Source organism: Pseudomonas kielensis (assembly GCF_014236655.1).
In the GTDB taxonomy this organism is placed as follows: Bacteria; Pseudomonadota; Gammaproteobacteria; order Pseudomonadales; family Pseudomonadaceae; genus Aquipseudomonas; species Aquipseudomonas kielensis.
Genome location: NZ_JACMYG010000003.1, coordinates 21,092 through 35,563, shown reverse-complemented (window position 1 = coordinate 35,563; position 14,472 = coordinate 21,092). Strand labels below are relative to the sequence as shown.

The window sequence follows — 14,472 nt, the reverse complement described above, 5'->3', positions numbered from 1 at the left end:
TCTGGTGCTCGCGTTGCCAAACCTCGACTATCAAGAGTGATACAGGAGAGTTTGAAGAAAACCTGCTTTCACCTTTCCCCAAGGGAGCGAGCGGCGGGCAGCAGCGGCCAGCGCCGATAGTACACAACCGCTCTGCAAGCGCCAACCGCTTGATCACCTCAGGCCTTGCGGCGACCGCGGACGGCGTGCGACACGTTTGTTGTCGCACGCCCTGCCCCGGGGATTTACTGCAGTGCAGCCCTGAAGCTGTCGTCCAGCACTTCCAGCAGGAAGTCCGCGTTGGCCTGGCTGAAAATCATCGAGGGACGCATTTTCAGGACGTTGTCATACGGACCTTCGGTACCGATCAGGATGCCTCGCTCCCGGGCACCATCGGCCACCCGTTTGGCCATGTGCGTGGCGGGCTCCTTGGTCTTGCGGTCAGTGACCAGTTCTATCCCAAGGAACAGGCCCTGTCCGCGCACGTCGCCGATCACGTCATAGCGCTGCTGCAGCTTGCGGAAACCCTCGAGCAGATAGTTACCCATGGTCAGCGCATTGAGCTTGAGGTTATCGCGCTCGATCACCTCCAGCACCGAGAGCCCTACCGCACAAGACACCGGACTGCCGGCAAAGGTATTGAAGTACTCCATACCGTTGTTGAAGCTGTCGGCGATCTCCCGAGTGGTCACCACCGCCGACATCGGATGGCCGTTGCCAATGGGTTTGCCCATGGTCACCGCATCGGGCACCACGCCCTGGGTTTCAAACGCCCACCAGTGGCTACCGACACGACCAAAGCCGACCTGGACTTCGTCCGCCAGGCACAGGCCGCCCTCAGCGCGGACCATGGCATAGACTTCCTTGAGGTAGTTTTCCGGGAAGAACAGTTGCCCGGCGACACTGGGAATCGATTCCGCCAAGAAGAACGCCGGGGCCCTGCCCTGCTTGCGCATGCAGTCAATCTGCTCCGCCACACTTTGCGCAAAACGCTTGCCCAGCTCCTCGAACGGCCAATCCTGTGGTGCTCGGTAGGCATCCGGCACGGTCGCTTCAAACACATGCTCGGCCCGGCCTTTACCGGCCTTGCGCTTGTACTTGTAGGGGCTCAGGTCAATCAGTTCCTGAGTGGTGCCGTGGTACGCCCAATCCAGCACGATGGCGTCGTTGCGCCCGGTGTGGTTGCGCGCCATGCGCAGCATGAGGCTGTTGGCTTCACTGCCTGAACAACCAAAGGACGCCACCGCCAAGCCTTCCGGCAAGGTCGCGGTGAGTCGCTCGGCATACTCCACGATATTGTCGTGCAGGTAGCGGGTGTTGGTGTTCAGGCGTCCCGCCTGGCGCGACAGTGCTTGCACCACATCCGGGTGGGAGTGGCCGAGGTGGCACACGTTGTTGAAGCAGTCCAGATAGGCCCGACCGAAGTTATCGATCAACCAGACCCCATCGCCGCGCACGAACTTGATCGGGTCCGAATAGGAAATCGACAGGTTGGGCAGCAACAGCTCCTTGCGCTTGGCGACAATCTCAGCCTTGCTGCGTCCATCCTGGCTGTAGGTTTCCGGCGGGATCCCGGCCAGCGTCGAGGTGTCGGGGAACACATCGGCCCAGACCTCAAGATAAGCCCGTTCACCGACACCGATGAACTCGCTCGCTTGCAGGCCGGTGTCCGTGGACATCTGGAAATGCACGTGGGGAATCCACCCGCCATTTTCCTGATCCGCCCCCATGTACCCGACCAGCGCACCCGCTTCAAGCCGGTCACCGGGCTTGAGGCGAGTCAGCGCTTCATGGGCCATGTGGCCCCACAGGGTCAGGAATGGCGGGCACCCTTCAGGGGTGTGCTTGAGCATGATCAGGCCGCCGTAGCCCAGCGGCTCCAACTCGACCTCGACGCTCTGCACCACCCCGGCGACCGGCGTATAGAGCGGCGTTCCTGCCGGCATGATCAGGTCGACACCGACGTGCACGATGCGCCGCTGCCCTTGGATGAAGCGCGACTCGAACGCGGCGTCGGTGTAGATGGTTCTTTCCTCGCCCCATGGCCCGATGCCCAGCGGCACCTTGTGCTCGGCCGCAAAGTCTTCCCACCACTGGGTGGCCTCTGCCGGACGCTGCTCGGCTGAAGCAACCGTCATCACATGGGAGGCATCGCCGAACGGCGCAATCGCCTTGTTCATGCTCGCCGCCGACGGCCGCACGATATCCGCGAATGACTGGCTGTTCTCGGCCACCCAGCGGCGAATCGCACCGGCGCCTTCGACCGCATCAAACCCACAGGCCTTGCGCAGGATCGCCGTCGCCAGGCGCGGGTTCATCGCGTCCATGCGCTCCAGCAGGCGCCAGGCCGGGGCTTCGCTGATGGCCAGGTAAGGGTTGTCTTGCGTTTGGTCGTGCCGCGAGGCCGACAAGGTCACGCTGGTCACCAGGCGCATGGCGATGAGGTTGAACAGGACGTCCAACTCTTCCGGCTGCAGCGGGTACTTGTCATGGAACCCGGCAGCCAGGGCGGCCGCCGCGCCGATGGGGTCTTCCATGTCGAGAATCGAATAGGCACAAGTGATGGCCACTTCGGCGATCAGAATCGTGTGGACCGCATCGCCAAAATCGATGATGCCCGAGACTTTCTGGTGATTGCCGGAATCGACGAGGATGTTCCAGTCGTTGCCGTCATTGTGAATGACCTGGGCGCGCAGGCGCGCCAGCCGGGGCTGGACGTGTTGTTCGAACGCCTCGATGAAGCGTTGCAGAATCGCCCGTTTGCCCGGGTCCTTGACGAAGTGCAGGCGTTCGCGCGAACGGGCGGCGTGGCGCAGATCCCAGTCCAGGTCGCGCACCGCGCCGGGGTGCATGAAGCCCTGCAGCGCTCGATCGATATCACCAAAGGATTGGCCCAGGCTGCGCATCAATTCGAAGGTGCGCTCGACCTCGGCCAGCGGTGTGCCGTGCAGCCAACTGACCAGGCGCACCGCATGGGTCTCGCCAGAGGCCGCCACTGCCGTGGCGAGGAAATCACCGGCCAGGCTCTTCTTCAGAAACGGCACGGTCAGCTCGGGATTGTGACTGGCGAGGTGGCTGAGAATGGCCGCCTGGAACTCGCTTTCGACCCGTGGCTCGGTGGAGTTGACGACTTTCAGGATCCACCCCGCATCGCCTTGGGTCTGCAACCGGTAGTTGCGATCTCGCTCACCGTCCAGAGGCGTGGCCGTACCGATTACGTTGAAAAGCTGCACGCCCAGCTTTTCGGCATCGCCTGTCGAGAACTGCGGGGCAGGATGGGAAAGATTAGTCATAGTAATTGTTTTCCAAGCCATTTTTTTCAGATAGCTTGGCACGCGAAACCAGGGAAGGCAGTAAGTATACGGTCGGCTTTGGCCTGCATATTGTCGGAATCGACCGGCACAAAATCGGCAGCAAAATAGGGGAGTTGATATGCGCGACCTGGACACCAAAGACCGCGAAATCCTGGAGATCCTGTCGAAAGAAGCGCGCATCGCCCTGAAGGCCCTGGCCGCGAGAATCGGACTGTCACGCAGTGCCACCAGCGAGCGCGTGATCAACCTGGAACGCAATGGCGTGATCCGCGGCTACCGTGCCGACATCGGCGAAATCGACGCCCACGTGATTCGCGCCATCCTGCTGGTCAGCCTCAAACGCACCCCCGCCATCGGCCTGCTGGACCTGCTGGCCCAGAACTCCCAGGTACGCCGCGTGTCCTCGGTCAGTGGCCAGCTCGACCTGGTGATCGAGGTTGAATCGCGCACCATCGATGACCTCAACCGCGTCCGGGACGCCGTCGCCATTCACGAATCCGTTGAAGACATCACCACCGCCGTGGTCCTGCGGCGCGACATTGATCGCCAGTGATCGGCGCCTAATCCGATAGCGCTGATGCGCCTTCCGCCAGCGCGCGCTGCAGTTGCCGCAGGTTGCGCTGGATGATGACCTTGTGCGCTGGCCCCACCGGCACCATGTAGGCGCGGCCGAAGGCGTTGTGGGTGACCACCGATGAGGTGATCGTCACCACCCGTGCGGTTATCGACAGGCAAATCATCACATCCAGGTGCCGGTCACGCTCGGTCAGCACCAGCACGTCGGGGGCACAATGCTCCACCAGGAAAAAATCCAGGTAGTCCCCCACACTCACTGTCTGGCGCCGGCTCCCGGAAAAACCGCCGATGCGCTTGACGCCGAACAACGAGGAAATCCGGTCCCTGACCCGGAACGCCAGACGCATGAACCACCCCGTTTGCGCCGTGATGATGTTCCATGCCTCAAGCACGCTGATGTCCGCCGCCAGCGCGGCCGAGCGGCAGTCGTAGTAATCCAGTTCGGACAGTGGACGCAGGGTGTGAACAACTGATGTGCCAACCAAGGATAATCCCTCAACCTGGGTGAAGACTGCGGATTGATCCACCATGAGGAGTGCTGGAACAGCTCATCCAGCTGTTCGAAAAATTCACACTCGCTCGGATTATCGGCCTCACCCAGGGGTTTGAGAATAGGCTTCTTGCCCTTAGAGCTTCATCCCCACCGCCAGCCGGTTGAAAGCATTCATCAAGGCTGCGGCCAACGTCAGGTCGCTGATCTCGACATCACTGAAGTGTGCTTTCAACGGCGCGTACAATTCGTCTGGCGCCCCCTTCTCGCTGACGTAGGTGAGCGTCTCGGCCCAGGCCAGGGCGGCGCGTTCGCGGTCGTTGAACAGCTCGCTGATGCGCCAGCCCGCCAGGCAATCCAGCTTCTCTTGCGCCACCTCACTTTCACGCAGTGTCTGCGCATGTTTGCCCAGGCAGAACGCGCAGCCGTTGATCTGCGAGATGCGCAAATACACCAGCTCCAGCAGTTGTAGGCCCAGGGGGCTGGCGGCCAGCGCCGTGTTGGTGGCGAGCAGGCCCTGGTAAGCGGCAGGTGACAGGGAAGGAAACGGCAGTCTGAGTTGGCTCATGGTAAAACTCCTGGGTAGTAAAACGGATCAGGCACAAACGAGGTGGTTGAACAGCGGCTCCAATGCCAGGCGGGCGCGGCTGTTGTCGAGCGTTGCGCGGACAGCTTCCTCACCCAGCACCAAACCCTGGAGATAAGAAAAGTGCAGGTCGAACAGCCCGAGGGTGTTCAGCACGTGGCGCAGGTACGAGGTCAGGAAATCCGCTTGCCGGGCCCGCTCGCCCTGGTGGAACCCACCGGAGCCGACCAACACGTACACCGGGCGATCGCGCAGCAGACCGGTCTTGCCCTCGGGGCCTGAGCTGAATGTGCGGTGGATGCGCAGGACATAGTCGACCCACAGCTTGAGCGCGGCCGGGAGGGTGAAGTTGTGCATCGGCGTGGCGATCAGCAGCATGTCGCAGCGTTCCAACTCGCCGATCAACGCCTCGGATACCTCGAACGTTGGCGAGTCGAACGGCGTGGCCGTGGTCAGCGCGCGGGCATAGTCCATGCCCAGCGGGGGCAACGGCTGGGCGCCCAGGTCACGCTCGACCAGTTCGAGCTGCGGATGACGGTTACGCAGGGAGGCCACTAACTCCAGTGCCAACTGGTTGGCATGGGACACCTGCCCCTGCGGGCTGGCATTGATCAACAAAACAGTGTTCATGCCGCACTTCCTGCCCGCAGGCTCTGGGTGAAATGCATGCCACGGGCCAATAGCCCCTGGCGGAAATAGAAGCGTTGAGCCAGCGGCATGTGCAGGCCGGTATCCAGCACCAGGTGATCACAACCGCGCTGCTGGGCCTGCTCGCGAACCGCGCTCAACAGTTGCGCGCCGACGCCGCTACGCTGCAGTTCGGGGCTGACCACCAGGTCATCGACGTAGATGAAACGCCCGTAGAGCAGGTTCTCCAGCTCGCGGTAACCGGCCAGGCCAAGCAGGCGCCCACCCTCCTTCGCTGCCAGCACGCGGTAGCCCTGCGCCGTCTGCCGAACCAGTTGCGCGACATAGCGATCCGGGTCGACAACGTGCGGGCGCAAGACCCTCATTAGCTCAAAGCTGGCCGCCAAGGCCTGCTCGTCGTCAAGATGTTCAAAGGTGTAAGGCATGTCCGTGGTCCGCCGTGAAGAGATGGCACACTTTAGGGCGGCAATGGCTTAAGCTACAGGGCCGAAAAATGCATAAACGACTAGGCCATGATTGCGCCCTTCCAACTGGACCGCTGCCAGTCAGCGCCGATCTATCGCCAGCTCTATCAGCGATTTCGTGAATCCATCGCCGACGGCCGCCTGCGTCCGGGAGACCGGGTGCCTGCTGTCCGTGCACTGGCGGCGGAACTGAACCTAGCGCGCGGCACCGTGGACGCGGCCTACCAGCTACTGATTGGCGAGGGTTACCTGACGGCTCGCGGGGCCGCCGGAACGGTGGTGACACCACACCTGGCAACCGTTTCCTCGCCCATCCTTCACCCCCCGCTGGCCTCGACCGCGTACCAGACCACCCACAGCGGAGCTCAGCCGCTCGCCCTGCAGATGGGCCTGCCCGCCCTGGATGCCTTTCCGCGCAAGCTCTGGACCCGACTGGCGGGCCGCCAGTTACGCCAGTCCGGCGTCGAGGGCCTGGTCTACCCGGACCCTCGCGGCCACGCCCCGTTGCGTGCGGCCATCGCCACCTACCTGGGCATCTCCCGCGGCATCACCTGTCACCCGCAGCAGATATTTGTCTGCGCTGGCTATCGCGCGTGCCTGGACCTGATCAGCCACACCCTGATGCAGCCTGGTGATAGCTGCTGGCTGGAAGAGCCCGGCTATTTCATGGCCCGCAACGCCCTGCAGGAAGCCGGCGCACAGTGGGTACCGGTGCCCGTGGATGACCAGGGACTGGACGTCGCGCAAGGCATCCGCCGCGCCCCGGATGCCCGCTTTGCCGTGGTCACGCCCACCCACCAGAGCCCACTGGGTGTGTCGCTGTCACTGCCACGGCGGTTGGCCCTGCTGGATTGGGCCAACCGCCGTGGCAGCTGGATCATCGAGGACGATTACGACAGCGAATACCGCTACCAGGGCAAACCCCTGCCCGCCCTCAAGAGCCTCGACCAACAGGGTCGCGTGCTCTACACCGGCACCTTCAGCAAGGTGCTGTTCCCAGGCCTGCGCCTGGCCTACCTGGTGGTGCCGGTCGAACAGAGCGAAGCGTTCGCCCGCCAGGCGGACCGTCTGCATAACCACTGCCCCCACCTCCTGCAGGCAACCGTCACGGCGTTCCTCAACGAGGGTCACTTCGCCCGCCACCTGAAAAAAATGCGCAGTCTCTACGCCCGCCGCCGCCAATGGCTGGTGGAGGCACTGCAACAACAATTGGGTGAACGCCTGCTGATCAACCCCCAGGCCGGCGGGATGCACCTGGTGGTGGGCCTTCGCGAAGGTGATGATGTCCAACTGGCCCAGCGTGCCCGGACCGTGGGTATCGCCGTCGAGCCGCTGTCCCAGTGGTACCTGGAAGCCGAGCCCAGGCATGGCCTGGTCCTTGGCTTCACCAACATCAGCAGTGCCGAACAGGCAACCGCGGTGGCGCTGCGCTTGGCGCAAATCATCTAGGGCATGGGGGCACCGACGTTGAGCGCGTCGCTCAACTGGTTTTACGCGTCAGCCAGGCCCCACAGAACAGACTACTGAAGAAACGCGTAGCGTCTGCGAATCCCGAGTCAAACAGCAATTGTTGAACCGCCGCCTCGGAATGGGGCGGGTCAGCGCCCTGAAGAATCTTCCCCAACTTGGCCTTCACTTCATCCGGGCTGGCGCCATGCTGCCGCCACCGTTGCCCCCAGGCGGCAAGCAATAGCGGTTGGCTGGCATACGCATAGTGATTGCCCGCGACAATCAGCGGCGCACCGGGCTTTAGATGAGCCCGAATGGATCGTAGCGTTTGGCGCTTCGCAGCATCCCCATCGAGATGATGGAGCACCCCGATCAAGGTGGCGGCGTCGTATGACGCATCCGCTGCCAGGTCTTCAACATAGCCAAGATGCAGGTGTGTTCTGTCGAGCACATCGTTGGCCTGCAACTGCTGCGTCGCGGCTTCCAGCATCGGCGCGCAGGGATCAACCGCCGTGAAGCGCCAGGTCGGTTCCAGCGCTGCCATCGCAATTATTTCTTGAGCGGTACCCCCCGCGCCAACCACCAGTATTTTCGCCGAACCTGCACCGCCCAGGCTTGCCGCCAGCATGCACGCAGCAAGATCCTGGCAGGCGTCATACCCGGCCAATGCAATACGGCTCTGGCGTGCGTACTCATTGGCCCGTGACGTATCAAATTTTTCAGCTGAGTTCAGAGGGGATGATTTCAAGGCGGTTCTCCGTGTCCTTGAATCAAACTACGCCAGCCAAACCAATAAGAAAAATTCATTAATTTTATAAGATGCATTCCCGGGAAGAATGTCGAATCCACGTTCGGGCCGGGGTCTTATGGAGCGTTAGCTGCGCGATGCGAAGGGCAACCAGCGGCCATCAGCAGCCGCTGGACAGGCTAATGGCTAGTCGGTAGCGTCGACCTTCCAGACGTATCAGTTGGAGGCGTTGCAATGACAACAGTCGATGTGAAATCCCGATTCGACGCAAAGCTCCTTCGTCCGGCAAAGCCTGGCAACGATACGTCGTGGGCGTTCCTGGTACTGCCAAGAGACGCGAGTGAACAGCTTCCCAGGCGCGGAAGGACGACAGTTGAAGGCACAATCAATGGGCACCCTTTCCAGGCAACCCTTGAGCCGGATGGTCAACTGAGTCATTGGCTGCAAGTAGACAGAGCGTTACTCGAAGCCGCAGGCGCGGCCGTTGGGGATGTCGTGACACTCGAGCTAACCCCTGTGAAAAAGGAACCCGAGCCTGAAGTCCCGCCGGATTTTCGGGAGGCACTGGCGGCCACTCCAGAGGCCCATAAAGTCTGGAAGAGCACCACGACCATCGCACGAGTCGACTGGATACACTGGATTTCTTCAGCCAAGCAACTCAAGACGCGCGCAAAGCGAATAGGTGATGCCTGCGACATGCTCGCGTCCGGCAAGAAGCACGTTTGCTGTTTCGACCAGTCCGGCTATTACAGCAAGGCCTTCCGTGCGCCCGAGGCAGACGACGCCTGAAAAGGGGGGGATTTTTTATCCCTAGCCCCCCCTCGCAGCCGCTACTCACTGGTCCAGGAACTTGATGACCGCATTGGCGAACAGTTCTGGCTGATCAAGCATGACGAAGTGAAAACTGCCGTCAATGCGTCTGAAACTGATGTTTGGTGTCGAGACATAGGCGTTACGGAACATTGCATCAACGTGGGTCGCAGGTATGCCGTAAAGCAGGTCATAGGCATAGACAACCTCGACCGGCACCCTGATGCGTCCAAGCTCAGGCCGCAGGTCGGTGACCATCAGCTCATACATGGCATCGGCCATGGTCTTTCGGTCCGAGCTTATTCCCGCAGCGGCCAAGCCTGGCCGGACCGCTTCAGTTTTGACGAGACGGGCGATGGATGCATGCTGCATGACTTCCGCCTGCTCAGCCGTTGCCGCTAACATTGCATCGCGCACCGCAGCAGCCTGCGGGATCGCCGTTTCACTGGTCGCAGAGAGGTCAAACAGCAACGTATAAAAGGGCAACGCATCGACAATCATCAGGCGTCCCACTTGCTCCGGATGACGAGCACCTAGCATCAGTGCCACCTCACCACCCAACGAATGACCGATGATGGCCGGTGCCTCGATGCGCTGGCTGCGAATATATTCAGCGATCGCCTCGGCCGTCGGCGCTGCCACTTTCGCGCCTGGATCGGATACGGCAGGCGAGCCGGCAAAGCCAGCCACCTGTACGAGATGGAGACGGTGACTCTGCCGTAATCTGGAGACCAAATCAGCCCAGACTTCGTAAGACGACGCCAATCCCGGAATCAAAATAACGTCTGGCCCCGAGCCTTGGACCCGCACCGAAATCACACCCTGGTCGATCGCTGCTGGCGACAGGGACGCGGGCTGGGCTGGTGATGCCGACACCAGCGCCAACGTTGTGCCGATCCCAGCAAGGATCATTCCCACACGCATGACGTTCCCCCTTTAGCGCAATGCGAAGAGACATTGGCGATATCACAATCGCCAATCACACCGACGAGTAGGCAGCTTGAGGGCTTCATAGCCATTCCTTTGACCGAAAAAACTCCCACTATACGGCGCACGAAGGCACCAGGAAACTATCGATTCCTGTAATGCTTAGCGTCTGTTTTGGGGCGGTTGCAGGCTGTCACGAAGGGCTGCTTCCGGCCCAGAGTGTGTAAAAACGCCTTCGCGAACACTTGCTATGATTTCTGAAGATTTCATCGCAAGGATCGCCCATGAAGCGCTTTATCCAAGGTGAACATCGAGGCCAAGGCACCTTACTTCCCGAGAGCCTCGACGACTACGTCAGCGATACCAATCCGGTGCGCGTAGTCGACGTTTTTGTCGACGAACTCAACCTGGTTTCCTTGGGTTTTGACGGTGCTATTCCGGCTGACACCGGCCGTCCCGCTTACCACCCCGCGATTCTGTTGAAGATATACATCTACGGCTATCTCAACCGCATCCAGTCGAGCCGACGCCTGGAGCGAGAAGCTCAACGCAACGTCGAGCTGATGTGGTTGACCGGGCGTTTGATGCCGGATTTCAAGACCATCGCCAACTTCCGAAAAGACAACAGCAAGGCCATTCGAGGCGTCTGTCGCCAGTTCGTTGTGCTCTGTCAGCAGTTGGGACTGTTCGGAGAAAATCTGGTCGCCATCGATGGCAGTAAATTCAAAGCAGTCAACAACCGCGACCGCAATTTCACCAGCGCCAAACTGAAGCGGCGAATGGAAGAAACTGAATCGAGCATCAACCGTTACCTGACAGCACTCGATGCTGCCGATCGGCAAGAGCCAACAGCCTCCGAGCCCAGCGCCGTGCGGCTGGAGGAGAAAATTGCCAAGCTGAAGACGCAAATGAAAGAGCTTAAAGCGATCGAAATCCAGCTCAACGAATCGCCGGATAAACAGGTCTCACTGACCGATCCAGACGCCCGCTCCATGATGACGCGCGGCACGGGAATTGTCGGCTACAACGTGCAAACAGCGGTCGACACCCAGAACCATTTGATCGTTGCTCATGAGGTCACCAACTTCGGTTCCGACCGAGATCAACTCAGCTCGATGGCGAAGCAGGCTCGCGATGCCATGGCGTCCGAAACGCTGGCGGTGGTAGCTGACCGAGGTTACTTCAAGAGTGAAGAAATCCTTGCCTGTCACGACGCGGACATCACTGCCTACGTGCCAAAGCCGATGACTTCAAGCGCCAAGGCGGATGGTCGATTCAACAAAGATGCGTTCGTTTATGACGCGACGAAAAACGAATACATTTGCCCGGCTGGAGAGGCACTGATCTGGCACTATTCCTACGTTGAAAAAGGCCTGAAGATGCATCGTTACTGGAGTTCGAAATGCCGGGGCTGTGCGTTGAAATCGCAGTGCACACCGAGCACGGAACGACGAGTTCGACGCTGGGAGTATGAAGACGTATTGGAGGAGATGCAGCTTCGGCTGAGCAAAGCACCAGAGATGATGCGAGTCCGAAAACGGACTGTTGAGCATTCCTTCGGGACGCTCAAACAATGGATGGGTGCAACTCACTTCCTGACGCGAAAGCTGGCCGGGGTAAGTGCGGAGATGAGTTTGAACGTGCTCGCCTACAACATGAAACGGGTGATGAAAATCATGGGTGCTAACGGTTTGATGAAGGCGCTGTCGGCATAAAAAAGGCTGATTTTGGCCCATCCCAGAGGCTGTAAAAACAGCGTTAACGTGTTCCAGGTCGCGACCGATGCGACGCCGCCGCATTGACCATGCGATCGCTCAGCCAACAAAGATCGATGTTCCAAGACGATGAGGTCAGAGCGTTTTTACACACTCTGGGCCAAAAGCTGCCTGTAGTGAACAGCAGCAATTGGCCGTTTGCATCTGTTCACGAAAGCTGCATCCGGCCACTTGCTAGCTTTCGCCACAATGCAATTCCCCAGCTGACTGGATCGTTGCTCAAGGCTTTCTTTTGCAATGTGATTCGGGCGCCCCGTATCCCCAAGTGATTATGGTTTCGGCCTGATGTTCCCAAAGCGTTTCATTGCGTCCAAGGTACTTTACGCCACTGCCACTTGGCTGCTGGTACATGAGCGATACGCTGTCGCCACGCTCGGCGATTAATGTCGGCGGATCGGTTTTAAAGAACATGACAGCAACTTCGCTGGCAGGGTTGCCTTCGCATTCGTAATAGACAGGCCCGGTTTCCGGTACCAATCGGTACCGTGCTTGCAACTCGGCGATGCGGCGCTGGTACTCCATGCGCACGCATGCACCGACGTCATCACTTTTCCAGCAGTCATCGCGACCCTTTATCCATCCACGTTGTTCTGCTTTAAGCCGGGGGGGATGCTCGTTGCCGGCCTTGATACTCGCGCTGGCATACACTTGCGACAGATTGCGATCGAGCGCGGATAACACCTTGTCTTCACATATCATCGCTTCGATAGCGCCAGGCTTCACCTTGGTGCAATCGTAAGAAGGGCCCAGTGTCACATTGGCTATCGACGACTTCCCCGTACTGCCCCCGGTCGCCTGCATCCCATTGATATGCCGATCAATGTATTGGCACCACTGATCAGAGCTTCGTTCAGGGACATTTGCCCCATCGCGAACCCCTAATTTGAATTCGATAACCGACTTCCATTCATCGGAGCCTATATCCGGCCCATGCCCTTGCCCGTCAGTTGTATGCAGTATCTTATCGATCGATTGATACCATGGGTAAGTGCATAACGATTGAGCCTGAGCAACGCCTGTGGCGCCAACCAACAACAAAACCAGATATTTGCTCATGCGTGCTCCCTTTTGATTTAAGCAGTTGCCAAGCACCGACCTAAGCCTGACTCATCCCTCAACGTTCGGGTAATCATATCCGATCTAGCTGAAGTCCCTGGGGCCGTTCTTGGCCGGCATGTCCCTGCCGCGAAGGGTTGATCGCGGCGCTTACGCCATAGCGCATACGGACGAAAGCACAGACCAGCCCCTCAACCTGCGTGAACAGCAAAATCGGCCAGCCAACCTCGGTCACGCTCAGCGCCAGGAAGGAATGGCAGGCGGCGAAGGCGATGGCACTGATCAGGGCGGCTCGTAGTGCAGACGTGAGGTGTTCGAGGTGTCCTTGCAGGAACCCGCGAAACAGCACCTCTTCCAGCGCGATGCGCGGAGCAAGTCCGACGGCCAGGTTGCCCTTGCGCCAGATCACGAGTTTCCCTAGCCCCGGGGCGATCCGGGACAGTGCGGCGATGATCGCCAATGACAGAAAACCCAAGGAGGCCAGGACCCACGGATTCGACACAAAGCCGATCTGCACCTCGCCACTTGGGGACCATAAGCGCAGCGGGGTCAGCCCATCGAAGGCTGAAAGCGTGAATGATGCCAAGGGTCGACGGCCCTGCATTTTTGAGGGGCGGGCCGATTTCAAATCAAACACCAGTGCGCGCATGGCCGCACTGCTTTTCTTTGGATTTTGCTTGCCTTCCGGTGGAGCCAAAAACGAAAAAGCCCCGCTGGCCAGATCCCGCGAGGCATTTTAGTGGCGCATTGGTAAGGCCTGACAATCGTATAGGGTGCGCAGCCCGAGATCGAACAAACAACCTAAAGGCCTCTGTATCAATTAAATCGGCGTTCTTGTTTCTGTGTTTCCCAGTATCGCGTGAAGAACCTTTTTCAGCTGAGTTCGGCGTGAGTAGAAAGGGTGTTTAGTCAGAGCCGGTAAGCGGCGAGTGGATAAGACTCACGCCTTGCTGTTCAGCTGCTTGTTGCTGTGCAGCCAGGGCCCTTTGAAAACCGGCTCGTTGTTGCAATCTCGTCCAGTACTGTTGGACGCGTTCTGGAAAATGCCCACCTAGATCAATGAACTCTGCCAGCATCAGCGCATAACCCACCGAGATGTCTGCGCCAGTAAATCGCTCCTGACAGAGGTAGGTACGCCCCGCCAGGGCTGAATCTATGGCCCTCAGCCTGCCAAGAAACCAGCGCGTGTAATCTTCTACCACTTGGGGGCTTCGGCGCGACACCGTTTCAAAGCGTCTATAGCGCAGGATAAGGGTTTGCGGAAAGGTCAGCGTTGCTTCGCCAAAGTGTAGCCAGTTCAGATAAAGCCCGAAGTCAGTTTCGTCAGCACACAGGTGAAGACCATTGGTGCTGTAACGGACAGCAAGGTATTCACAAATGGCGGACGACTCTGTCATCAGGAGTTGACCGTCAATCATCGCAGGGACTGTTCCCAGTGGATTGACCTCCAGGTACTCCCGAGCGTGTGCTCGCGGAGGAAAGGGCAGCATTCTCAGCTCATAGGGTGCCTGCAACTCTTCAAGCATCCACAATGGCCGAAAAGAACGTGCACTCATGCAATGGTATAGGACGATCATCGTTAAATGCTCTTCTCGATTTGAACTGGAACTGTCATCGCCTGGCTCCCCGTCAAGGCGCCGCTGCACATCA

At 59.5% G+C, this 14,472-nt stretch carries 14 protein-coding genes; 4 read left to right on the top strand and 10 right to left on the bottom strand.

The annotated features are described in order from the left end of the window. Nucleotides 1-224: 224 nt before the first annotated feature. Nucleotides 225-3,272: an aminotransferase class III-fold pyridoxal phosphate-dependent enzyme gene (locus H7995_RS03475; RefSeq protein ID WP_166591199.1), complete on the bottom strand. Its 3,048-nt coding sequence runs from the start codon at nt 3,270-3,272 to the stop codon at nt 225-227. A gap of 139 nt (nt 3,273-3,411) precedes the next feature. Here H7995_RS03475 and H7995_RS03470 point away from each other — a divergent pair, with 139 nt between their 5' ends. Beyond that, a complete protein-coding gene (locus H7995_RS03470; RefSeq protein WP_095169736.1) occupies nt 3,412-3,846 on the top strand; it encodes an Lrp/AsnC family transcriptional regulator in 435 nt (144 codons plus the stop codon). Between the two features lie 7 nt (nt 3,847-3,853). Here the strand turns inward: H7995_RS03470 and H7995_RS03465 are convergent, their stop codons facing one another. The 4 genes from H7995_RS03465 to H7995_RS03450 all read right to left on the bottom strand — a co-directional run bounded on the left by H7995_RS03465 (nt 3,854) and on the right by H7995_RS03450 (nt 6,018). Then, entirely contained in the window at nt 3,854-4,354 is a 501-nt protein-coding gene (locus tag H7995_RS03465) for a DUF2867 domain-containing protein (RefSeq protein WP_425312218.1), read from the bottom strand. A 141-nt stretch (nt 4,355-4,495) separates the two neighbouring features. Beyond that, on the bottom strand, nt 4,496-4,927 hold the full coding sequence (locus tag H7995_RS03460) for a carboxymuconolactone decarboxylase family protein (protein ID WP_185817998.1): 432 nt from the start codon (nt 4,925-4,927) through the stop codon (nt 4,496-4,498). A 27-nt stretch (nt 4,928-4,954) separates the two neighbouring features. Next, nucleotides 4,955-5,575: an FMN-dependent NADH-azoreductase gene (locus tag H7995_RS03455; RefSeq protein WP_166591202.1), complete on the bottom strand. Its 621-nt coding sequence runs from the start codon at nt 5,573-5,575 to the stop codon at nt 4,955-4,957. Continuing rightward, entirely contained in the window at nt 5,572-6,018 is a 447-nt protein-coding gene (locus H7995_RS03450) for a GNAT family N-acetyltransferase (RefSeq protein WP_166591203.1), read from the bottom strand. The genes H7995_RS03455 and H7995_RS03450 overlap by 4 nt, the downstream gene beginning before the upstream one ends. An 87-nt stretch (nt 6,019-6,105) precedes the next feature. Between H7995_RS03450 and pdxR the strand changes: the two genes are divergently transcribed. Continuing rightward, complete coding sequence (gene pdxR / locus H7995_RS03445; RefSeq protein ID WP_182344461.1) at nt 6,106-7,506, top strand: MocR-like pyridoxine biosynthesis transcription factor PdxR; 1,401 nt, start codon at nt 6,106-6,108, stop codon at nt 7,504-7,506. Nucleotides 7,507-7,537: 31 nt separating this feature from the next. On the opposite strand, the gene H7995_RS03440 is transcribed toward pdxR, so the two are convergent. Then, a complete protein-coding gene (locus H7995_RS03440) occupies nt 7,538-8,254 on the bottom strand; it encodes a class I SAM-dependent methyltransferase (RefSeq protein WP_166591205.1) in 717 nt (238 codons plus the stop codon). A 234-nt stretch (nt 8,255-8,488) separates the two neighbouring features. On the opposite strand from H7995_RS03440, the gene H7995_RS03435 reads away from it, so the two are divergent. Continuing rightward, the gene (locus H7995_RS03435) at nt 8,489-9,043 is read left to right on the top strand and encodes a YdeI/OmpD-associated family protein (protein WP_166591206.1); all 555 of its coding nucleotides are present in this window, start codon (nt 8,489-8,491) and stop codon (nt 9,041-9,043) included. Nucleotides 9,044-9,088: 45 nt separating this feature from the next. Here H7995_RS03435 and H7995_RS03430 read toward each other — a convergent pair whose 3' ends face one another. Then, nucleotides 9,089-9,988, bottom strand: coding sequence for an alpha/beta fold hydrolase (locus tag H7995_RS03430; protein ID WP_185817997.1), 900 nt, complete (start codon nt 9,986-9,988; stop codon nt 9,089-9,091). Nucleotides 9,989-10,275: 287 nt separating this feature from the next. Here H7995_RS03430 and H7995_RS03425 point away from each other — a divergent pair, with 287 nt between their 5' ends. Then, nucleotides 10,276-11,706, top strand: a complete 1,431-nt coding sequence (locus tag H7995_RS03425) for an IS1182 family transposase (protein WP_166591208.1) — start codon at nt 10,276-10,278, stop codon at nt 11,704-11,706. 279 nt (nt 11,707-11,985) lie between these two features. Here the strand turns inward: H7995_RS03425 and H7995_RS03420 are convergent, their stop codons facing one another. The 3 genes from H7995_RS03420 to H7995_RS03410 all read right to left on the bottom strand — a co-directional run bounded on the left by H7995_RS03420 (nt 11,986) and on the right by H7995_RS03410 (nt 14,399). Further along, nucleotides 11,986-12,822, bottom strand: a complete 837-nt coding sequence (locus H7995_RS03420; RefSeq protein WP_166591209.1) for an MliC family protein — start codon at nt 12,820-12,822, stop codon at nt 11,986-11,988. A gap of 73 nt (nt 12,823-12,895) precedes the next feature. After that, nucleotides 12,896-13,426 carry a CPBP family intramembrane glutamic endopeptidase gene (locus H7995_RS03415; protein WP_244647605.1) on the bottom strand — a complete coding sequence of 177 codons (531 nt, stop codon included), beginning with the start codon at nt 13,424-13,426 and terminating at the stop codon, nt 12,896-12,898. 301 nt (nt 13,427-13,727) lie between these two features. Continuing rightward, nucleotides 13,728-14,399, bottom strand: a complete 672-nt coding sequence (locus tag H7995_RS03410) for a glutathione S-transferase family protein (protein ID WP_185817995.1) — start codon at nt 14,397-14,399, stop codon at nt 13,728-13,730. Between the last annotated feature and the right edge of the window lie 73 nt (nt 14,400-14,472).